We start from the raw sequence: 20,597 nt of genomic DNA on the forward strand, positions 1-20,597 counted from the left end.
CGACAAGACGTCAGTGGAAGGTGTGCTCGGGACCGGGGAACTGGTGCCCGCGCACCTCGTTGGCGAACTCCGAGGCCGCGCCGAGCATGATGTTGCCGATGTCCGCGTAGCGCTTGACGAACCTGGGCGCCTTGCCGCGGTTCAGGCCCATCATGTCCTGCCACACCAGCACCTGGGCGTCGGTGTCCGGACCGGCGCCGATGCCCACGGTCGGGATGACGAGGTCGTGCGTGATCTGCTTCGCGACCTCGGCGGTCACCATCTCCAGCACGACGGCGAACGCGCCCGCCTCCTGCACGGCCACCGCGTCCTGCACCACGACGTCGTGGTTGTCGTGACGGCCCTGCACGCGGTAGCCGCCCAGCTGGTGCTCTGACTGCGGGGTGAAGCCGATGTGCGCCATGACCGGGATGCCGGCGGCGGTGATCGCCCGGATGTGCGGCGCGAAGTACGCGCCACCCTCCAGCTTGACCGCGTGCGCCTGGCCTTCCTTCATGAAGCGGACGGCCGTCGCGACGGCCTGCTCGACCGACACCTGGTAGGAGCCGAACGGCAGGTCAGCGACAACGAGAGAACGCTTGACCGAACGCGTCACCGCGCGTACCAGCGGTACGAGTTCGTCGACCGTGACCGGCAGCGAGGTCTCGTTCCCGTAGACGGTGTTCGACGCCGAGTCGCCCACCAGCAGGACGGGGATGCCGGCTTCGTCGAAGATCGAGGCGGTGAACGTGTCGTACGAGGTGAGCATGGGCCACGCCTCGCCACGTTCCTTCATCTCACGCAGGTGGTGAACGCGAACCCGCTTGGCCGGGGGCTTCTGGCCCGCTCCGGAGCCGTAGGGCGCGGAAACATCGGCAGTGGTCATCGTCGACCGGTCCTTTCCTCGAGGCCCGCATCGGCGGGTCCCCGGGCGCTTGGTGCACGGTTGCCGAACTCCAGAGTGGCACCGTTGGCCGGAAACGGAATGCAGATGCGGTTACCGTCACACGCGTGGCCGCACGAATCACCGAACTGGTACTCGACTGCACCGATCCCGAACGTCTTGCCACCTTCTGGGGAGAAGTTCTGGGCTACGAGATCCTCGACCGCGACGACGTCTCGGTGGAGATCGGACCGAAGGACCAGCGCACGACGCTGCTGTTCCTGCGCAACCCCGACCGCAAGCTGCAGAAGCTCCGCCTGCACATCGACGTGCGGGCGACCGACCGCGAGCAGGACGAGGAGCTGGAGCGCCTCCTCGCGCTCGGCGCCACGCGTGCCGACATCGGTCAGGGCGAGAACGTGAGCTGGTACACGCTGCACGACCCGGAGGGCAACGAGTTCTGCCTGCTCAGTGGTCGGGTAGACCCCTGAGCACCTCCCGGACGGCCATGACCACGGCGTCCGGGCGGTCCATCTGAATCATGTGCCGACTGCCGGGCACCGGCACGTTGCGCCCCCACGACACGAGGGCGGCCAACGACTGGTGCTCCGGCCACACCTTCCGTCCGGCCGTGAGCACCAGGAACGGCACACGCGGCAACGGCCGGCGTGCTCGCAACCGTTCGAGCGTCGCCACCTGGCCGGGGTACGACGCGAGCTCCCACAGCACCGCCCGCCCGACACCGGGCCGCCGGTAGACGAGTTCGACCAGGTCGGAGGGCGCCGGATCGGTCACGCCGAGCGTCGAGACAGCGGTCAGCAGGTTGCGGAACGAGTGCCCGAACCGCCGCGTGAACCGGGCACCGAGCCAGCGGCTGCCGAACGCCCGCATGCCCTGCGCGACCACCGCGGACAGGTCGAACGGGGCTCCCGCGCCTGGTGCCTCGGCGTCCGGATCGAGCAGGACCACCCCGTCGACCCGATGCGGCCGCAGCCGCGCGTAGGCCTCGACGTGCATCGACGCCATCGAGTGCCCGACCAGGATCGCCCGCGGCACCCCGCGCAGCACCGCGTCGAGCACCGCCACCTCCCGTGCCAGCGACGGCCCGCGCCGGGCAGGGCCGCTCAGCCCGAGGCCCGGCCGGTCGAACACGATCACCCGTGCGAGTGGTTCGAGCAGACGGACGGTCCGGTCCCAGTCGAACCACGCCCCGCCCAGGCCTGAGCTGAGCACCACGACCGGCCCCTCGACACGCCCGGAGGACGCGACATGCACTCGTCCGGCCGAAGACGGAATCATGGCGTTCATCGGCTGACCTCGGGAGATGCAGTGGCACCGGCGTGGAAGTGGAAGACCGCGGGCACGATCGCGACGATCGTGCAACTCGCCGGGGCGTTGTCGCTGCTCAGAGTGATCCTGCCGGAGGACAGCTGGTTCACCGACGTCGCGGACGGCATCGGGTACTTCTTCGGCCTGCCGATCGACGGCAACCTGTTCATCGCCATGGTGTTCTTCGTGCTCGGCGCCGCCCTGCGCAGGCACAAGCGAGCGGCGCTGTGGACGCTGCTGCTGTTCCAGGTCATGGGCCTGCTGCTGGTCGGCTTCATCATGGTCATCCTGGCCCTGGCGCCTGAAGAAATCCTGGATGAGGGCGAGAAGCCGCACTGGGTGTTTCTCGGTGCCGGGTTCACGACCTCGCTGGTGTTCGTGGTGCTGCTGTTCGTGGTGCGCGAGGCGTTCCCGGCCCGTGTGGCGCGCGGTGCGTGGCGGCGGGCGCTGGCGTCGTTCGTGCTGGGCATGATCGCGCTGGTCCTGGTCGGCTGGGGCCTCACCGAGATCTTCCCCGGCAAGCTGGTCGAGCAGCTCGACAAGATCGCGTGGGCGGCGAACCAGGCGACGGGTGAGGTCGTCCGGCTGGGCCGGCTCGACATCCCGGAGGGTCCGCAGTGGCTGAGCGTGCTCCTCGGTCTGGGCGGCACGCTCGTCGCGGCCCGCGGGATGTACATCTTCTTCCGCGGGGTCCGGTCGCAGAGCATGATCACCGGCGAGCAGGAGCTGGACGTGCGCCGGCTGCTCGCCGCGGAGGGCGAGCCCGACTCGCTGGGCTACTTCGCGACCCGCCGCGACAAGAGCGTCGTGTTCGCGGCTTCGGGACGGGCGGCGTTGACGTACCGGGTGATCGGTGGCGTCACGCTGGCGTCGGCCGACCCGATCGGCGACGAGGAGCACTGGCCGGAGGCCGTGCTGGCGTGGCTGTCCGAGGCGCGCACCTACGGCTGGATGCCCGGCGTCCTGGGCGCGTCCGAACGAGGAGCGCAGGTCTACTCCGACGCCGGCCTGAAGGCGTTGGAGATCGGCGACGAGGCGATCCTGGACGTCCGCGAGTTCAACCTGGCCGGTCCGGAACGGCGCGGGCTGCGCCAGGCGGTGTCGCGCGTCGAACGGGCCGGGTACACCACGCGGGTCCGCCGCCACAGCGAGATCGCGCCGGACGGGATGGCGTCCATTCTGGACCTGGCGGAGGCCTGGCGCGGTGCCGAGACCGAGCGCGGGTTCTCGATGGCGTTGGGGCGCCTGGGAGATCCGAGCGACGGCCGGTGCGTGATGGTCGAGGCCTACGACGAATCCGGTGCCCTGCGCGGTCTGCTGTCGTTCGTGCCTTGGGGCCGCCGAGGAGTCTCCCTGGACCTGATGCGCCGCGACCGGGCGGCGGAGAACGGCCTGAACGAGTACATGGTCGCCCAGCTCGCGGCCGCCGCCGGACATCTTGGCGTGCAACGGATCTCGTTGAACTTCGCGATGTTCCGCGCGGTGTTCGAGGAGGGCGAGAAGATCGGCGCCGGCCCGGTGCTGCGGGCGTGGCGGCGGGTGCTGTCGCTCGCCTCGCGGTTCTTCCAGCTGGAGTCGCTGTACCGGTCGAACGCCAAGTACCTGCCGGAGTGGGAGCCGCGTTTCCTCTGCTACCAGCGTTCCCGGTCGTTGCCGCGGGTCAGCATCGCCGCCGGTGTCGCCGAGGGTTTCGTGCCGTCGCTGCGGTCGTTGCGCAAGCGGGCGTTGCAGAAGACCGACGTGAGCTCCGAGTTCGCGGCTCGTGTCGCCGAGATCGACGCGATCCGGATCGAACCGAAGGCGGTGCGCAGGCCGGAGCAGGTCCGGGTGCGGATCGCGAAGGTCGAACGGCTCCAGTCCCAGGGCGTCGACCCGTATCCGGTCGGGTTCTCCCGCACGGATCTTCTCGCCGGGGCACGGGAACGCTTCGGCGAGGACGTGTCGGTGACCGGGCGCGTGGTGGCGTTGCGGGAGATGGGCAAGCTCTGCTTCGCGCGGATCCGGGACTTCAGCGGCGAGATCCAGCTGATGCTGACCGTCGACGCGCTGGGGGAGGCGTTGGCGTCGTGGAAGTCGGACGTCGACCTCGGCGACCACGTCGGCGTGACCGGACGGGTGATCAAGTCCGACCACGGCGAGATCTCGGTGCTGGCGACCTCGTGGACGATGACCGCGAAGTGCCTGCATCCGTTGCCGGACAAGCGGAAGGGCTTCACCGACCCGGAGGCCCGCGTCCGCCAGCGCTACCTCGACCTGGTGGTGAACCAGGACTCGGCGCACCTGCTGAAGCTGCGCAGCGACGTCATCCGCAGCGTGCGGGAGTTCCTGCACGCGCAGGAGTACCTCGAAGTCGAGACGCCGATGCTGCAGGCGGTGCACGGCGGCGCGAACGCACGGCCGTTCGTCACCCACATCAATGCCTACGACATGCGGATGTACCTGCGGATCGCGCCGGAGCTGTACCTGAAACGGCTGTGCGTCGCGGGCGTGGACCGGGTGTTCGAGCTGAACCGCAACTTCCGCAACGAGGGCGCGGACGCCACCCACAACCCCGAGTTCACGATGCTGGAGGCCTACCAGTCCTATGCGGACTACCGGGTCATGCTCGACCTGGTCCGCACGCTGATCCAGCACGCGGCGCGCGAGGCGTTCGGCTCCGAGGTCGCGCACCGGCCGGACGGCACGTTCGACCTGTCAGGACAGTGGCCGGTGATTCCGGTCTACACCGCGGTTTCCGAGGCCTTGGACGCGGTGATCACCCCGGACACGTCGGTCACGGAGCTGCGGTCACTGCTGTCCGCTCGGGACGTCGAGATCAACGACGACTGGGACCACGGCCAGCTGGTGCAGGAGGCGTACGACTCGTTCGTGGAGGCCTCCACCGTCGGCCCGACCTTCTACATCGACTTCCCGACGTCGGTGTCGCCGCTGACCCGTCAGCACCGCGTCGACCCGCGCCTGGCCGAGCGGTGGGACCTCGTGGCGTTCGGCGCGGAGATCGGCACGGCCTACTCGGAGCTGACCGACCCGTTGGAGCAGCGGCGCCGGTTGGAGGCGCAGTCGTTGAAGGCCGCGTCCGGTGACGTCGAGGCGATGGAGCTGGACGAGGACTTCCTGCGGGCGCTGGAGCACGGCATGCCGCCGACCGGCGGGCTCGGCATGGGCGTCGACCGGTTGCTGATGATGCTGACCGGCACGTCGATCCGGCAGACCGTGCTCTTCCCGTTCGTCCGGCCGACCTGACGTGGCGGTGCCATCATCGGACGCCATGATCGGACGACGGCACCACGTGGTTCTCGACTGTCCCGACCCCGCTGCTCTCGCCGCGTTCTACTCGGCGCTGCTCGGACAGCCCATCACCTACCGCGGCGACGACTGGGTGGTGGTGGCGGACGACGACACGACCTCTGGCCTCGCGTTCCAGCGGGCCCCCGGTCACCGGCCGCCCACCTGGCCGGATCCGGCCGTGCCGCAGCAGTTCCACCTCGACGTCATGGTCGAGGACCCGGCGGACGCCGGGCCTCGCGTGGTGGCGCTGGGCGCGACCGGTCTCGGCGGTGACGTCTACGCCGACCCGGCAGGGCACCCGTTCTGCCTCGTGCGCCGTCCGGCCTGGGCGCCACCCCTGCCTCAGTGATCCAGGTAGGCCAGCACCGCCTGCACCCGTCGGTCGCCGGTGCCGTCCTCGCTGTTGAGGCCGAGCTTCAGGAAGACGTTGCCGATGTGCTTGTGCACGGCTCCCGCGCTGAGAACGAGCTTCTCGCCGATGGCGGCGTTCGACAGCCCTTCCGCCATCAGACCGAGGACCTCGCGCTCCCGCGGTGACAGCACGCTGAGCGCGTCGTCCGCCTTGCGCCGCACCAGGAGCTGCGACACGACCTCGGGGTCGAGCGCCGTGCCGCCGTTCGCGACGCGGTGCAGCGAGTCGAGGAAGTCCGCGACCTTGCCGACGCGTTCCTTGAGCAGGTAGCCGACGCCACCGCCTCCCGCACCGGCGAGCAGTTCGTGCGCGTAGCTCTGCTCGACCCACGCGGACAGGACGAGCACGGCGAGCTTCGGGTGCCGGCGCCGTGCCTCCACCGCGGCCCGCAGGCCTTCGTCGGTGAACGTCGGCGGCATCCGCACGTCGACCACGGCGATGTCCGGCTCGTGCTCGGCCACGGCCTTCAGGAAGTCGTCCGGGTTGTCCGCGGCCGCGGCCACGTCCAGCCCTTCGTTGCGCAACAACAACGTCAGCCCCTCGCGGAGCAACGCGTCGTCTTCGGCGATCACGATGCGCATGGTCACCTCCCCACCGGCAGCACGACGGTGAGCACGGTGGGCCCACCCTCGGGACTGCTCACGTCCGCGCTGCCGTCCAGCGCCCCGACCCTGCCACGAATGCCGTCCAACCCGGTCCCCTGCTTCTCGTCCGCGCCACCCTTGCCGTCGTCGTGCACGAGAACGGTGAGCTGATCATCCTTCACCCCGAGACTGACCCAGGCATGCCTCGCGCCACTGTGCTTGGCCACGTTCGTGAGCGCCTCGGCGACCGCGAAGTACGCCGCCGCCTCCACCGCCGCGGGCAACCGCCCGAGATGCTCGGCCGTGAGCACGCACGGCACCGGGCACCGCGCCGCCAGCGCCTGGATCGCCCCGTCCAGTCCCAGATCCTCCAGCACCGGCGGATGAATGCTGCGCACGACGTTCCGAAGCTCCTCCAACGCGTCGCCCGCCGCGTCCTGCGCCCTGAGCAGCGCCTGAGCCGCGTTGTCCGGGTTCTGCTTGAGCGTCCGCTCCGCGATCCCGAGCATCATGACCACGCCGACCAGCTTGTTCTGCGTCCCGTCGTGCAGGTTCCGCTCGATCCGCCGCAGCTCCGCCCCGTGCGCCTGCAACGCCGCCGCCCGCGTGGCCACGACCTCGGCCAACCGCTTCTCCAGCGACGCCTTGGGCGGTGCCAGCAACTTCCCGGCCCACCTCGCGTCCAGCAGGGCCAGCCGCGGCAACTGGGCCACGATCAGCGCGAGCACGATCGCGATCGGCACGCTCAGCAGCGCCATGCCCCACGAGTCGACGTGCACCCCGAACGAGCTCTCCATCCCGCCGGGAACGGTCCACCAGAACAGCAGGGCCACCGGCTGCTGCACCAGCGCTCCGGGAATCCCGATCGCGACCGCTCCGAACAGCGTCCCGAACAGGGCGTGGCTGATCAGCCAGATCCCGTCACGACGGCTGTCCGGCTCGGCCAGCACGCGTTGCGCGCGATGCAGCCACGGCCCGTCCAGCGGCGGCGGCGACTGCATCTCGACCCCGGTGAACCTCGCCAGCCGCCGCCGGTCGAAGTCCACGATCCGCCGGATCCAGGGCGCGGTGATCGGCAGCAACGGCAGCACGACCACGGACAGCAGCAGGACGCCGATGGCGAGCCACGACGCGATGGCCGTCAACAGGCCGCTCGCGAGGTAGACCAGCGCCGCCCAAATCCGTTTCATGTCGAGAAACGTATCCGTACAGACCCAGAGCGCGCGGTGGAGCAGGCTCCACTTCTGCTGTGGCCGCGTGACTCTCACCCGCAGAGCCGAGATCTTCCTCGACGTGCACGGCCATCGCCAGTACCCGCTCGGCGAGGACGTGCGGGAGACCGAGGCCGATCGGCGCGGGGAGTACCAACGACGCTGGGGAGGTCTCGTCCTGCCGCCCGCGCTGGAGTACGACGGTGGCCCGCGTCGCCTTGAGGCCGGCCTCTCGCAGGAAGGGCCCGGCGGCCAGTGGTTCGAAGCGGGACCTGTCCGGACGGCGTTGCCCTACACGTTCCTGATCGGGCCGGAGGGCGAGTTCGGCATCGAGGACGACGCGCTGGTGGTGTTGCACGAGTCAGTCGAAGGCTGGGTGGAGGCATTGGCGCTAGCGGACCACGCCGTCCCGCTGGCGACCCGGATCACCAAGGTCGTCGGCGAGGACGTCGACCTCGACGGCTACGAGCCGCTTCCCGAGGTTCGCGGGGCAGCCGACACCTGGTGGCGACGAGGAGACACCCTCGTCGCCATGCACACCGGCGAAGCCCGCCTTTTCGACGCACCGCGCCTGCGGGTGACTCGGATCTTCGAAGGGATCAGCTGGGGGATCTAGCCCTCGCGCCATCCGTTCGTGATCGGCAGCCGGCGGTCCCGCCCGAACGCCTTGTTCGAGATCTTCGTGCCCGGCGGGTACTGCCGGCGCTTGTACTCGGCCTTGTCGACCATCCGCAGCACCCGGTCGACGAGTTCCGGCGAGTGCCCGGCGGCCAGCAGGTCGTCGTACCCGCGGTCGCCGTGGACGTAGTCGTCCAGCAGGGCGTCGAGGATCTCGTAGTCCGGCAGCGAGTCGGTGTCGACCTGGCCGGGGCGCAGTTCGGCCGACGGCGGCTTGGAGATCGAGTTCTCCGGGATGGGCGGGGTCTCGCCGCGCTTCTCGGCCTCGGCGTTGCGCCACTTGGCGAGGTCCCAGACCAGGGTCTTCAGCACGTCCTTGATCGGGGCGTAGCCGCCGACCGCGTCGCCGTAGATGGTCGAGTAGCCGACGGCGAGCTCGGACTTGTTGCCGGTCGCGAGGACCAGGTGGCCGTTCTGGTTCGACAACGCCATCAGCAGCATGCCGCGGCACCGGGCCTGGATGTTCTCCTCGGCCAGGCCGGTCAGCTTCAGCTGTGAGACGTACGTCGACACCATCTCGCCGATCGGCTCGGTGGTGAAGTGCAGGCCCGTGCGCGCGGCCATGTCGGAGGCGTCCGAACGTGAGTGCTCGGACGAGTAGGACGACGGCATCGAGACGCCGTAGACCGAGTCGGCGCCGAGCGCGTCCACGGCCAGCGAGGCCACCACGGCGGAGTCGATGCCACCGGACAGACCGAGCACCACGGACCGGAAGCCGTTCTTGTGCACGTAGTCGCGCAGGCCGGTGACCAGCGCGTGCCACACCTCTGCCTCATCGGACAGAGGCTCGAACACGCGCGGCGCGGGCAACGGCTCGTAGGCCGGAACCGCGTCCGACAGGAACACGCGGCGCACGGAGAAGTCGCCGACCTGACCGTCCTGGTAGTCGCGGCCGCCCGGCAGGTCGAAGTCCGCGAACATCAGGTGCTCGACGAACTGCGGCGCCCGGCCGATCAGCTGGCCGTCGGCCGCCACGACGAGCGAGTCGCCGTCGAACACCAGCTCGTCCTGGCCGCCGACCAGGTTGCAGTAGGCGAGGGGCGCGCCGGCCTCGGCTGCCCGGCGCGCGACCAACGGCAGCCGCTGGTCGTCCTTGTTGCGCTCGTACGGGGAGGCGTTGGGCGAGACCACCAGGTCGACCCCGGCGTTGCCGAGGGCGGTGATCGGGCCGCCGTCCTGCCACAGGTCCTCGCAGATCACCATGCCGACCTCGACACCGTTGATCCGCACGACGTCCAGCGACGAACCCGGCTTGAAGTACCGGCGCTCGTCGAACACCCCGTAGTTCGGCAGGTGGTGCTTGTTCTGCCGCGCGACGACCCGGCCGCCGTGCAGCACGGCGACGGCGTTGCGCGGGCCGACGGAGTCGTGCTCCAGGTACCCGACGACGGCGGCGATGTCGCCCAGGCCCGAGGCTTCCAGCGACCCCGCCAGCGTCTGCAGGGCCTCGCCGGAAGCGCGGGCGAACGACGTGCGGATCGCCAGGTCCTCGACCGGGTAGCCGGTCAGCACCATCTCGGGGAACACGACGAGGTGAGCGCCGCCCTCACGGGACTTGCGCGTCCACTCCACGACCAACGACGAATTGCCGGCAAGGTCACCAACAGTGGCGTTGACCTGGGCGAGCGCGATCCGAAGCTGCGGCATGCCCTCATCATCTCCCATACGATCGGGCTGTGGCCCGTCTCTTGAGCGTGTTGCTCGTCATTCCGCTGCTCGCGTCGTGCACGTCGATCGTCGAAGGGACGTCCAAGCCCGGCGTCATCTTCGAGAAGACGGGTCCGGCCGGCACCGTGCCCGCCGGTCTGGAGGAGTTCTACGGCCAAAAGCTCGGCTGGGAGGACTGCGCTCCCTATGCCACCACCGGGTCCAGCAGGGACGCGTACGGCACCAAGCGCGACGTCGAGTGCACGCATCTGAGGGTTCCCCTCGACTACGGCAAGCCGACCGGCGACACGATCACGATCGGGGTGCTCCGGTACAAGGCCACCGGGCAGAAGATCGGCTCGCTGCTGACCAACCCCGGCGGCCCCGGCGCGTCCGGCATGGCGTCGGCCGCGGGCATGATCACCGAGTACCGCAAGACCGACCTCGCGGCGAAGTTCGATCTCGTCGGATTCGACCCGAGGGGCATCGGCGCGAGCGAGCCGGCGGTCAAATGTCTGACCGGACCGGAGCGCGACGCGGAGCGTTTGGACCTCGATGTGGACACGAGCCCGGCCGGAATCGCCCAAACGGAGCAAGAGAACCGGTCATATGCCGAGAAGTGTGCCGCCGAGACAAAATTCGGTGCGTCAATGCTCGCCAACTTGGGCACGCGGGACGTAGTTAAGGACATGGATGTCCTCCGCTCTGCGCTCGGCGACGCGAAGCTGAGCTACGTCGGGTACTCGTACGGCACCCGGATAGGCACTGAGTACGCCGAGACCTTCCCCCAGAACGTGCGCGCACTGATCCTCGACGGCGCAGTCGACCCCACCCAGGACCAGCTCGCGTCGCTGGTCGCCCAGGCAGCCGGCTTCCAGAAGGCCTTCGACGAGTTCGTGAAGTGGTGCAGAGGGAAGAAGGACTGCCCTCTCGGCGACGACGCGAACGCGAGCTTCCGCCAGCTGACCACCCCGTTGATCCAGAAGCCGGTCGGCGTGGGTGATCGCAAGCTGTCCTACAACGACGCCATCACCGCCGCGATCCAGGCGATGTACTCGGAACAGCTCTGGCCGATCCTGCTGGACGGCCTCCAGGAGCTGAAGAACGGCAAGGGCAGCAGGCTGCTGGCCCTCGCCGACGCGTACTACGACCGTGACGAGCAGGGCAACTACTCGACCATCACCGACGCGTTCAACGCAGTGCACTGCGTGGACGACGCACGGCTGACGGACAAGAACGCCCTGCTCGAGACCGCGAAGCAGTACAAGGCGGCGGCGCCGTTCCTCGACGACGGCAACCCGCCGGGCGCGGCCCTCGACGCGTGCTCGTTCTGGCCGGCGCCGGTGAGCGCCACCATCGCGCCGCCCAAGGCCGACGGCATCCCGCCGCTGCTGGTCATCTCCACGACCGGCGACCCCGCGACGCCGTACGAGGCAGGCGTGAACCTGGCCAAAGCGCTCAACTCGCGGCTGCTCACGTTCGAAGGCGTCCAGCACACAGTCTTCCTGCAGGGTGACAGGTGCGTGGACGCCGCAGGTGTGAAGTACCTGGTAGACCAGACTTTGCCCGCCGACGGAACCCGGTGCGCCTAATGACGAAGAGGCGATCCCGAGTCACCGCGGCCTTGTTCGCCTTGATCGTTCTGTTCGGTACGTCCACGTCCTTCGCGCGCATCGACGGCTCGCCCGTCGCCGGCCGCAAGGGCATCGAGCGCTTCTACTCGCAGGTGTTGTCGTGGGGTGCGTGCCAGCCCTACGCGACCGATGCGAAGAGCAAGACCCTGTACGAGCGCGAGGGCATCCAATGCGCGCGTCTGCAGGTTCCGCTCATCTACGAGAAGCCGGACGCGGGAACGATCACCGTAGGACTGCTGCGCCGGCCCGCCACCGAGAAGGACCGGAGGGTCGGTTCCCTGGTGCTGAACCCCGGCGGTCCGGGAGGTTCGGGCATGTCGCACGTCGCGAACATGCAGGCGAACAACCCGGTCGGCAAGAGGTTCGACGTGGTGGGTTTCGACCCGCGCGGCGTGGGGGCGAGCCAGCCCCGCGTCCAGTGCCTGACCGACGCGGAACGCGACGCGCAGCGGCTGCGGCCCAAGGGCGAGAGCGCGAACCAGACCGAGCAGGAGAACAAGTTCTTCGTCGACCGCTGTGCCGAGCGCAGCGGTATCGACCTGCTGCGCAACGTCGGCACCCGTGACGTCGTGCGGGACGTCGACGTGCTGCGCGCGGCCCTGGGGGAGAAGAAGCTGAGCTACCTCGGCTACTCCTACGGCACGCGCATCGGCACCTTGTACGCCGAGATGTTCCCTCGCAACGTGCGCGCGATGGTGCTCGACGGCGCGGTGGAGGTCGACGGCGACAAGGTGGCGGCGTCGGCCCGTCAGGCGCAGGGCTTCGAGGAGTCGTTCCAGCGGTTCGCCGGCTGGTGCGCGCAACGCGACTGTCCTATCGGGAGGGACGCGGCCACGGCGGAGTCCAAGTTCCGGCAGATGATCGAGCCGCTCAAGAAGACCCCGATGCAGGTCGGCGACCGCAAGCTGTCCCACTCGGACGCGAACACCGCCATCATCCAGGCGATGTACACCGACCGGCTGTGGGAGACCGCGCTCAAGGGCCTCCAGGAACTGCGGCAGAACAAGGGCACCACCCTGCTGCAACTCGCCGACCAGTACCTCGGCCGCGCCCAGGACGGCACCTACAGCCGCATCCAGGACGCGTTCGTGGCCATCCGCTGCGTCGACGAACCGCCGATCAAGGACCGGGCGACCCTGGAGTCCAACCGTCGGAGGCTGTTGGAACTGCTCGGCAACGACACGATCCCCACCGACGAGACGGCGCTCGGCCCGTGCGCGTTCTGGCCGGCCCCGCACACGTCGGAACCGCATCCGCCGAACGTGAACGGGCTGCCGCAGGTGCTGGTGGTGTCGACGACCGGTGACCCGGCGACGCCCTACCAGTCCGGCGTGGACCTCTCACGGGCGTTGGGCGCGCGGTTGCTGACGTACAACGGAAACCAGCACACGGCGTTCCTCGCGGGCATCAACTGCGTGGACACCGTGGGCACGAACTACTTGGCGGACCTGAGACTGCCCGAAACAGACTCCGTCTGCTGACGACCGGGCAGGAGGATCGAGCCCAGCGCGCCGACAGCGCAAATCACCGCCGTGATCAGGAAGATCTCGTGGTACTCGGTGAGCAGCGCCTCGGTGAGCCCGCGCTGGTACTCGGCCATCTGCCGCTGGAACTCAGCGGGTTCGACGCCGAACGGCAGCGGTGTGTTCAGGCCTGCCGTGAGCTCGCGGAACCGGTGAAGTCCCCACGCGGACAACGACGCCACGCCGACGAGCATGCCCGTCATGCGCGCGACGACGACGAACGCCGACGCCACGCCGTGACGCACGGCGGGCACCACCCGCAGCACAGCACCGGACAACGGCGCGATGACCAGGCCCAGCCCGAAGCCGGCGATGGCCAGGTCACGCGTGAGCACGAGCCCACTGACGTCAGCGGGCCACTGCGCGATGAACACGTACGACACCGACGCCAGCGCGAGTCCACCGAAGGACACCCAGCGGTCGCCGAGCCGTGACGCGAGGAATCCACCCAGGACGGCGCCGACCGGCAACGCGATCAGGAACCGCGTCAGCAACGTCGCCGCGGCCGCCGAGTCGCGGCGCAACACGGTCTGCGCGAACAACTCCACGTCGACCAGCGTCACCATCAACGCGGCACCGGCGGCCAGCGACACCCCGAGCACGGCCCAGAACGGCCGCCACTGCACGCCGTCGGGATCGATGAGTCGCACGGCACTACGGCGTTCCCACAAGAAGAAGCCACCCAGCACGACGAACGCCGCGATGAGCGTCGGCCAGCCCCACGACGGCAGCACGGACTCTGCGGGCGTCGGGTTGTAGAGCGCCACGACCAGCAACGACAACGCCAGGGCGAGCAACACCCCGCCCACCACGTCGATGCGCACGTCGCGCCGTGTGTTCGGCACTGACCGTTGCACGATCACCATCGCGATGACCGCCAACGGGATGTTCACCCAGAAAATCCACCGCCAGCTCTGCGGCTCCCACGCTTCGAACAACGGCATCGCGTTGAACAGCGACGCCACCGCGATGCCGTACAGCGTGCCGAGAACAGACCCCAACTCCTGAGCGGCACCAACGGTCCCGAGAGCGGACGACCGCCGTTGCTCCTCCCACAGGTCCGCGACCAGCGCCATCGTCACCGGCAGCAACGCGCCACCGGCCAGGCCCTGCACCACCCGGCCCAGCACCAGCAGCGGCACGTCCGCCGCCAGCGCCGTGATCACCGAGCCCACCAGGAACCCGAGCAGCGAGATCTGCAGCACGAACCGCCGCCCGAGCCGGTCCGACAGCTGCCCGAGCAACGGCATGCCCGCCACGTACCCGAGCAGGTACCCGGTGACGATCGGCGTCGCCTGCTCCAGCTCGTTCACCGCGATGCCCAGGTCGCGCACCATGTCCGTGAGGACACCGACGACGACGTACGCGTCGAGCGCGCCCAGCAGAACAGCCGCGCCGGACGCGGCCAGAGCGATTTTGCGCATTAGGCAGGCGCTGTCACGGTGACGGGCTCGTCGAAGTCGGTCAGCCCGATGTCGACCTTCTGACCAGCGGGAAGCTCGAACAGCGCGCTCTTGAGCTTGTTGTCCTTGTCGATCGAGAACGTCGCCTTCACGTCCGCGGAGATGCCCGGCACCAGCCCGGCCGCCACGTCCTTCGGCACCGTCGCCTCGACCACCGACACGTCACCGGACGACTTGGTCTTCGCGTCCTTGGAGGAGGCGAGCACCTTCGCGACGCCCTTGTCCGGGTTCAGGATCGCGGACGGGTCGTACACCTGGCCCGCGAACGCCGCCGGCAGCTTGGTGAACCCGCCGGTCGGGCCCTTGAAGTGCAGGTTTCCGCCGGTCAGGACGTACTCGACGGACAGCAGCTGCCCGCCGAACGTCACCTTCGCGGTGCCCTTGGAGTCGCCTGCCGAGGTGAGGTCGCCGTCGGCCTCCTTCACCGGCACGTCCGGCAGCTCACCGTCGACCTTGATGGTGAAGTGGACGCTCTTGACCGAGCGCATCGACTCGGCCGATTTCGAGAGCAAGGTCGCACCATCGGGGAGATCTCCCCCGGACGTGCAGCTCGTGAGCAGGGCGAGTGCGCAAACCAACAACCAACGGGCGGACATGCGTTGATCGTAGAGAGTCCCGAGCCCTTAAGCTGCGCCCTATGGACCGCCAGCAGGAGTTCGTGCTCCGCACGCTAGAGGAACGCGACATCCGGTTCGTCCGGCTCTGGTTCACGGACGTCCTGGGCTTCTTGAAGTCCGTGGCGGTCGCACCGGCCGAGCTCGAGGGCGCCTTCAGCGAGGGCATCGGGTTCGACGGCTCGGCGATCGAGGGTTTCGCCCGCGTCTACGAGTCGGACATGGTCGCGAAGCCGGACCCCGGCACGTTCCAGGTGCTGCCGTGGCAGACGCCGGAGGGCACCAACTACTCCGCGCGCATGTTCTGCGACATCACCATGCCGGACGGTTCCCCGTCGTGGGCCGACCCGCGCCACGTGCTGCGCCGCACGCTGTCGAAGGCCAGCGAGGCCGGGTTCACCTGCTACGTGCACCCCGAGATCGAGTTCTTCCTGCTCAAGGACCTGCCCGGCGACGGGAGCGAGCCGATCCCCGCCGACAACGGCGGGTTCTTCGACCAGACCTCGCACGAGACCGCCACGCACTTCCGCCGCCACGCCATCGAGGCGCTGGAGGCCATGGGCATCTCCGTCGAGTTCAGCCACCACGAGGGCGCGCCCGGCCAGCAGGAGATCGACCTGCGCTACGCCGACGCGCTGACCATGGCGGACAACGTCATGACGTTCCGCTACGTGGTGAAGGAGGTCGCGATCACGCAACGCGTGCGCGCCTCGTTCATGCCCAAGCCGTTCTCGGACCAGCCGGGCTCGGGCATGCACACGCACTTCTCGCTGTTCGAGGGCGACCGCAACGCGTTCTACGACGACGAGGACCCGTACCAGCTCTCCGACATCGGCAAGCAGTTCGTCGCGGGCATCCTCAAGCACGCGCGCGAGATCTCCGGCGTCACGAACCAGTGGGTCAACTCCTACAAGAGGCTGATCGTCGGCGGTGAAGCCCCCACGGCCGTGTGCTGGGGTCACGCGAACCGTTCGGCATTGGTCCGTGTGCCCATGTATTCGCCGGGCAAGTCGTCGTCGCGCCGCGTCGAGATCCGTTCGCTGGACTCCGCGTGCAACCCGTACCTGGCCTACTCGGTGATCCTGGCCGCCGGCCTCAAGGGCATCGAAAAGGGCTACGAGCTGCCGCCGCCCGCCGAGGACGACGTGTGGTCGCTGACGGACCGCGAGCGTCGCGCGGCGGGATACTCGAACCTGCCGCAGAACCTCGGCGAGGCGCTGACCGAGATGGAGAACTCGGAGCTGCTTCCCGAGGCGCTCGGCGAGCACGTCTACGACTTCTTCCTGCGCAACAAGAGGACGGAGTGGGACGCGTACCGTCGAAGCGTCACCCCGTACGAGTTGCGCACTCTTCTTCCCATGCTGTGAGGCAGATACGTGCTCTCCGTGACTGAGGTTCCCGAGTTCCAGCCGACGATCTGCGCGTGCACCGTCGCCACGGCGGCGGAGCTGCCCGCGGTCAAGGTCCTGTCCAGCTCGTTCCTCGCGGAGCACCCCGAGGGCCGGTTCGTCGCGCTGATCGTCGACGCGCAGCCGGAGCACGCGGGTCCCGGGCTGATCACGCCGATGGAGATCGGTGTCACCGAGGACGAGCTGCACGTGCTCGCGACGTCGCTCGACGCCGCGGAGCTGAAGGCCGCGATCGTGCCGCGGCTGCTGGAGGCGTTGCTGTCGCAGGGCATGCCCGTGCTGTACCTCGACCCGTGGGTGCAGGTGTTCGGGTCGCTGACGAAGCTCGTGCTGGAGGCCTTGCGCACCGCACCGGTCGTGATGCTGCCTCGCACGTTGCGGCCGTTGCCGTCCGACGGTCTGCAGCCCGGACCCGCCGACCTGCACGACCAGGGGGCGTTCGACCCCGGGTTCATCGCGGTCGGCAAGGGTTCCGAGCCCTACCTGACCTCTTTGGACATGCCCGCGATCGTGCCGCACTTCGTCGTGCGCGACGCACGGCTCGGGTTGTCCGTGTGGAACGTCGCGGACAGGCCGTTGCACCGCACCGAGTCCGGTTCGCTGGCCGTGGTCGGCCAGGACCTGCTGACCGTGCACTTCCGCGGGTTCGACCCGCGCCGGCCCTGGCTGCTGTCGGCCGACTTCGCGGAACGTCCCCGCGTGCTGCTGTCGGAGCACCCCGAGGTCGCCGAGCTCTGCCAGGCCTACCGTGCCGAACTGGTGCGCAGCGGCTGGTCCGCGGCCCCCGTGCCGTACCGGTTCGACTCCCTGATCGACGGGACCCAGATCCCGTCCGAGCTGCGCGCCGACTACCGGGCCTCCCTGCTGACGCCGCCGCCGGCGTTCGGTGAGGACGGTGGCGGCGGGTTCCTCATGTGGGCGTGCGAGGCGACCGAGCACGGTGGCACGCGCTGGGCCGACGCGGTGTGGCGTGCGGACGCCTCGCTGCAGCAGCAGTTCCCGGCACCCTTCGCCGCGGACGCCGACGCCTGGCGTGAGTGGTGCTCCGTGGTGGGTGTCGCTTCCGGACGGTTGCCCGCGCCTGCCGTGCCGCAGCCCCGTTCGGAAGGCCCGGCACTGCTCGACCAGCTCGGCGTGTCCGTCGTGGGCTCGGGACCACTGGCCGAGCTGATGCTCGCCGCCGCGCGTGCGTCCGGGCTACCCGTGTCGGCCGCCGCCGGTTATCCCGTCGTGGTGCGCGCTTCTTCTTGGGACGAGGTGCCAGCCGGACGGTTCGTCGTCGACGTCGCGTTGGACGCCACGGCTGCGGACGACCGCACGGGCGTGAACGAACTGTGGCTTTCATCTGACGTGTCGCGTGCCGCCGCCGAACGCATCGGCGGTCCCATCGTGCGTGTGGTGCCTGTCCCCGTGCACGACGTTGGCGCACGTGAGCACGAATCTGGCGAAGTGGTGGTGTTCGCGGCGCTCGCGGACCACGCACTGGACAGGCCCGGCAACGTGCTCGGCGCCGTGTCGGCGTTCCTGACCGCGTTCCCCGACCGCACCGACGTCGAACTGCGGATCGCGGTGTCCGGCGCCGTCGAGCACCCGGAGGCGGCCGAGCGACTGCGCCTCGCCACGGGCTCTGACCAGCGGATTTCTTTGATCGACGACCTCGACGTGGCCGCGGTCGCCGATGCCGTGGTGTCGCTGCACCGCGGTGGGGCGGACGACCGGATCGCGTTGCGCCTGGCCGAGCTGGCCGTGCGAGGCGTTCCCGTCGTCGCGTCGGACCACGGCGCCGTTGCCGAGCTGTTCGGCAAGACGGCGGTTCTCGTGCCGTGTCACCAGGGCGCCGAACCCGATGTGCAGGCTGCCGCGAAGTTGCTGCGTTCATTGGCAGATGACCTGCCCACTGCCAAGGCGCTCGGTGCGGCCGGACGTGAGCACGTGTTGTCCGTGCGCTCAGTCGCACGCGTGGCCGAAGTTCTCCGTGAACGCGTCGAGCACGCGTACCGGGGATGGCGGGCACGCCGGCCGAAGCCCAAGGCCGAGGTCGACCCGATGCTCGCGCTGCAGTCGGCCAAGCACGCGTTACTGCGGCAACCGACCGTGGACGGCCCTCATCGGACGCCGATGGCACCCGCGCTGCGCAAGGTCGTGCTGCGCGCGCTGGACCACTACGACAACCACATGCGCCAGGTGCTGCACACCCTGATCGACGGGGTCGAGCGCACGGTGTCCGAGCTGGTCAACCGGCAGGACGCGCTGAAGGCCGGCGTCGGTGCCGGCGAGCTGGAACTGCTCCGCGCCGAGGTCGAGCAGGTCGCGGGGCGGCAGTCGCACTTCGCCGACCAGCTGATCGGCGTCGACGACGGGGTCGTGCGCGTGCGCGCGGACATGGCCGGGCAGGGCCGCCGGCAGCGCGACGTCGAGGACGCGGTCGTCGCCGAGGCGGCCAAGCGCGCGAAGTCGGACGAGGTCCTGGCCGAGCGGATCGACAAGCTGACCGTCGCCCTCGACCGGACGCTGGACCGGATCGACTCGCTGGAGTCCAAGGTCGTCGAGGTGTTCCGCGAGCGCGACACGCGCCTGGACGCCGCTCTGCGCACCGCCCATCAGGCACAACAGACCGCGGACGCGTTGCGGCGCGTGGTCGTTCGTCAGCACGAGAACGCTGGTGACGCGCCTGCCGTGCGTTCGTCGCTGGTGTTGTGCGACGCGGGCATGATGCGGCTGCCCTCCGACGACGCGTTCATGCTTCCGCTGTTGTCGTCCAACGGCGTGTGGGAGCCGGAACTCGCGGAACTGCTCGACTCCGTGCTGGAACCGGACGGGATCTTCCTCGACGTCGGCGCGTACGTCGGCTATCACTCGATTCGGGTGTTGTCGCGGCTCGGCTTGATGGGCGCCGTTGTCGCCGTCGAACCGGACGCGTCCGCTGCCGCGCTCTTGAGGCACAACGTCACGGCGAACCTTCCCGCCGCGGTCGCCGATCGGATGACCGTGGTCGAGGGCGCCGCGTGGGAGAGCGCGGGCGAGCTGGCGGTGTCGCCGACGCTGACCGGTGGTGTGTCGGTGTCGCCGCTGGCCGCCGATGCCGGGGAAGACGTTGCACGGGTGAAGTCCGTGCGCCTGGACAAGGCGCTCGAAGAGATCGCCCTCGTGCAGGGGATGAAGCTTTCCGTCGTCAAGGTCGACACGCCTGGACGTGGGCATCGCGCTCTCGCGGGACTCGTCCGGTTGTTGCGTCGCGACAGGCCGCACGTGTTCCTCGAGTTCTCCGCGACGTCGACGGCGGACTTCGGTGACGATCCGGTGACGGTCCTCAAGGAGTTCGGCGTCTGGGGCTACGACCTGGTGCCGGTGGCGACCCGTCAGCCCGCCGCGCCGGACCAGATCGTGCGGGCGATGGAGGGACTTCGTTCCATCACCTTGTGGCTGCGACCGCGTCCGGTCGGGGCCAAGCCGGCTGCTCCTTCGCCGTCCGTGCCGATCAAGCAGCCCGCTGACCAGGCGATTTGACTTTGATCGTCCCCATCAGTAACTTTCTCCAAGTCGCAAGCGAGACCCCGGAACGAGCGGTTGACACCGCGGATCGGGCCGGGTAAAGTCTCACGGCGTCAAACCCCCAGAAGTAAATGAACGGCCTAACGTGCTGTCCGGGATCTGAAAATGACCCCGATTTGACACCGGGAAAGCCACTCAGATAACTTCTGAACCAAGCAAAAAACTGAATGCGAAGCGAGTTTGCGCAGAGCCTGAATCGCCGGAAACGCCGATTTGACAAAGCGAAAACGAACTGGCTAAGCTTTCAACACAAGCCCCGAGAGAAAGCCTCCGGAAACGGAGACTGGAACCGGTGAGCGCGTGTTCTTTGAGAACTCAACAGCGTGCCGAAACACAGCCAGTAATATATGAATTACCTCCTCGTCGAGGTAGTTCCTTTGAGGCAAGACTA

General features: G+C 69.0%; 15 protein-coding genes. 8 read left to right on the plus strand and 7 right to left on the minus strand.

Annotation, left to right across the window (positions count from 1 at the left end):
- Positions 1-10: 10 nt before the first annotated feature.
- A complete protein-coding gene (panB, locus tag ACIQF0_RS30275; RefSeq protein ID WP_360037330.1) occupies positions 11-865 on the minus strand; it encodes a 3-methyl-2-oxobutanoate hydroxymethyltransferase in 855 nt (284 codons plus the stop codon).
- Positions 866-990: 125 nt separating this feature from the next.
- On the opposite strand from panB, the gene ACIQF0_RS30280 reads away from it, so the two are divergent.
- The gene (locus ACIQF0_RS30280) at positions 991-1,353 is read left to right on the plus strand and encodes a VOC family protein (RefSeq protein ID WP_360037327.1); all 363 of its coding nucleotides are present in this window, start codon (positions 991-993) and stop codon (positions 1,351-1,353) included.
- On the opposite strand, the gene ACIQF0_RS30285 is transcribed toward ACIQF0_RS30280, so the two are convergent.
- A complete protein-coding gene (locus tag ACIQF0_RS30285; RefSeq protein WP_401034857.1) occupies positions 1,331-2,170 on the minus strand; it encodes an alpha/beta fold hydrolase in 840 nt (279 codons plus the stop codon). The genes ACIQF0_RS30280 and ACIQF0_RS30285 overlap by 23 nt on opposite strands.
- Between ACIQF0_RS30285 and lysX the strand changes: the two genes are divergently transcribed.
- Positions 2,132-5,434, plus strand: coding sequence for a bifunctional lysylphosphatidylglycerol synthetase/lysine--tRNA ligase LysX (lysX, locus tag ACIQF0_RS30290; RefSeq protein WP_401034860.1), 3,303 nt, complete (start codon positions 2,132-2,134; stop codon positions 5,432-5,434). The genes ACIQF0_RS30285 and lysX overlap by 39 nt on opposite strands.
- Positions 5,435-5,459: 25 nt before the next feature.
- Entirely contained in the window at positions 5,460-5,828 is a 369-nt protein-coding gene (locus ACIQF0_RS30295; protein WP_330270815.1) for a VOC family protein, read from the plus strand.
- On the opposite strand, the gene ACIQF0_RS30300 is transcribed toward ACIQF0_RS30295, so the two are convergent.
- On the minus strand, positions 5,822-6,472 hold the full coding sequence (locus tag ACIQF0_RS30300; RefSeq protein WP_360037315.1) for a response regulator transcription factor: 651 nt from the start codon (positions 6,470-6,472) through the stop codon (positions 5,822-5,824). The two genes, ACIQF0_RS30295 and ACIQF0_RS30300, sit on opposite strands and share 7 nt — an antisense overlap.
- 2 nt (positions 6,473-6,474) lie before the next feature.
- The gene (locus tag ACIQF0_RS30305) at positions 6,475-7,665 is read right to left on the minus strand and encodes a sensor histidine kinase (protein WP_401034865.1); all 1,191 of its coding nucleotides are present in this window, start codon (positions 7,663-7,665) and stop codon (positions 6,475-6,477) included.
- 67 nt (positions 7,666-7,732) lie between these two features.
- On the opposite strand from ACIQF0_RS30305, the gene ACIQF0_RS30310 reads away from it, so the two are divergent.
- Entirely contained in the window at positions 7,733-8,302 is a 570-nt protein-coding gene (locus ACIQF0_RS30310) for a hypothetical protein (RefSeq protein WP_401034868.1), read from the plus strand.
- Here ACIQF0_RS30310 and ACIQF0_RS30315 read toward each other — a convergent pair.
- Positions 8,299-10,011 (minus strand): NAD+ synthase, encoded by a 1,713-nt coding sequence (locus ACIQF0_RS30315; RefSeq protein ID WP_401034871.1) that lies wholly within the window; start codon positions 10,009-10,011, stop codon positions 8,299-8,301. The genes ACIQF0_RS30310 and ACIQF0_RS30315 overlap by 4 nt on opposite strands.
- Before the next feature lie 29 nt (positions 10,012-10,040).
- Here ACIQF0_RS30315 and ACIQF0_RS30320 point away from each other — a divergent pair, with 29 nt between their 5' ends.
- Complete coding sequence (locus ACIQF0_RS30320; RefSeq protein WP_401034873.1) at positions 10,041-11,603, plus strand: alpha/beta hydrolase; 1,563 nt, start codon at positions 10,041-10,043, stop codon at positions 11,601-11,603.
- A complete protein-coding gene (locus tag ACIQF0_RS30325; protein WP_401034876.1) occupies positions 11,603-13,126 on the plus strand; it encodes an alpha/beta hydrolase in 1,524 nt (507 codons plus the stop codon). Before ACIQF0_RS30320 ends, ACIQF0_RS30325 begins: the two co-directional genes overlap by 1 nt.
- Here the strand turns inward: ACIQF0_RS30325 and ACIQF0_RS30330 are convergent.
- Positions 13,081-14,592 carry an MFS transporter gene (locus ACIQF0_RS30330; protein WP_401034879.1) on the minus strand — a complete coding sequence of 504 codons (1,512 nt, stop codon included), beginning with the start codon at positions 14,590-14,592 and terminating at the stop codon, positions 13,081-13,083. The genes ACIQF0_RS30325 and ACIQF0_RS30330 overlap by 46 nt on opposite strands.
- Positions 14,592-15,227 carry an LppX_LprAFG lipoprotein gene (locus tag ACIQF0_RS30335; RefSeq protein WP_401034882.1) on the minus strand — a complete coding sequence of 212 codons (636 nt, stop codon included), beginning with the start codon at positions 15,225-15,227 and terminating at the stop codon, positions 14,592-14,594. The genes ACIQF0_RS30330 and ACIQF0_RS30335 overlap by 1 nt, the downstream gene beginning before the upstream one ends.
- A gap of 41 nt (positions 15,228-15,268) precedes the next feature.
- Here ACIQF0_RS30335 and ACIQF0_RS30340 point away from each other — a divergent pair, with 41 nt between their 5' ends.
- Positions 15,269-16,612 carry a glutamine synthetase family protein gene (locus ACIQF0_RS30340; RefSeq protein WP_360037294.1) on the plus strand — a complete coding sequence of 448 codons (1,344 nt, stop codon included), beginning with the start codon at positions 15,269-15,271 and terminating at the stop codon, positions 16,610-16,612.
- A gap of 18 nt (positions 16,613-16,630) precedes the next feature.
- Positions 16,631-20,161 carry an FkbM family methyltransferase gene (locus tag ACIQF0_RS30345; RefSeq protein WP_401034885.1) on the plus strand — a complete coding sequence of 1,177 codons (3,531 nt, stop codon included), beginning with the start codon at positions 16,631-16,633 and terminating at the stop codon, positions 20,159-20,161.
- Positions 20,162-20,597: the final 436 nt, after the last annotated feature.

This window comes from Lentzea sp. NPDC092896 (assembly GCF_044754905.1).
Taxonomy (GTDB): Bacteria; Actinomycetota; Actinomycetes; order Mycobacteriales; family Pseudonocardiaceae; genus Lentzea.

Excerpts from the sequence above, each read along its gene's own strand:
- panB (WP_360037330.1), bottom strand. The coding sequence starts at position 865 with ATGACCACTGCCGATGTTTCCGCGCCCTACGGCTCCGGAGCGGGCCAG.
- lysX (WP_401034860.1), top strand. The coding sequence starts at position 2,132 with ATGCACTCGTCCGGCCGAAGACGGAATCATGGCGTTCATCGGCTGACC.
- ACIQF0_RS30285 (WP_401034857.1), bottom strand. The coding sequence starts at position 2,170 with ATGAACGCCATGATTCCGTCTTCGGCCGGACGAGTGCATGTCGCGTCC.
- ACIQF0_RS30295 (WP_330270815.1), top strand. The coding sequence starts at position 5,460 with ATGATCGGACGACGGCACCACGTGGTTCTCGACTGTCCCGACCCCGCT.
- ACIQF0_RS30300 (WP_360037315.1), bottom strand. The coding sequence starts at position 6,472 with ATGCGCATCGTGATCGCCGAAGACGACGCGTTGCTCCGCGAGGGGCTG.
- ACIQF0_RS30305 (WP_401034865.1), bottom strand. The coding sequence starts at position 7,665 with ATGAAACGGATTTGGGCGGCGCTGGTCTACCTCGCGAGCGGCCTGTTG.
- ACIQF0_RS30315 (WP_401034871.1), bottom strand. The coding sequence starts at position 10,011 with ATGCCGCAGCTTCGGATCGCGCTCGCCCAGGTCAACGCCACTGTTGGT.
- ACIQF0_RS30325 (WP_401034876.1), top strand. The coding sequence starts at position 11,603 with ATGACGAAGAGGCGATCCCGAGTCACCGCGGCCTTGTTCGCCTTGATC.
- ACIQF0_RS30330 (WP_401034879.1), bottom strand. The coding sequence starts at position 14,592 with ATGCGCAAAATCGCTCTGGCCGCGTCCGGCGCGGCTGTTCTGCTGGGC.
- ACIQF0_RS30335 (WP_401034882.1), bottom strand. The coding sequence starts at position 15,227 with ATGTCCGCCCGTTGGTTGTTGGTTTGCGCACTCGCCCTGCTCACGAGC.
- ACIQF0_RS30340 (WP_360037294.1), top strand. The coding sequence starts at position 15,269 with ATGGACCGCCAGCAGGAGTTCGTGCTCCGCACGCTAGAGGAACGCGAC.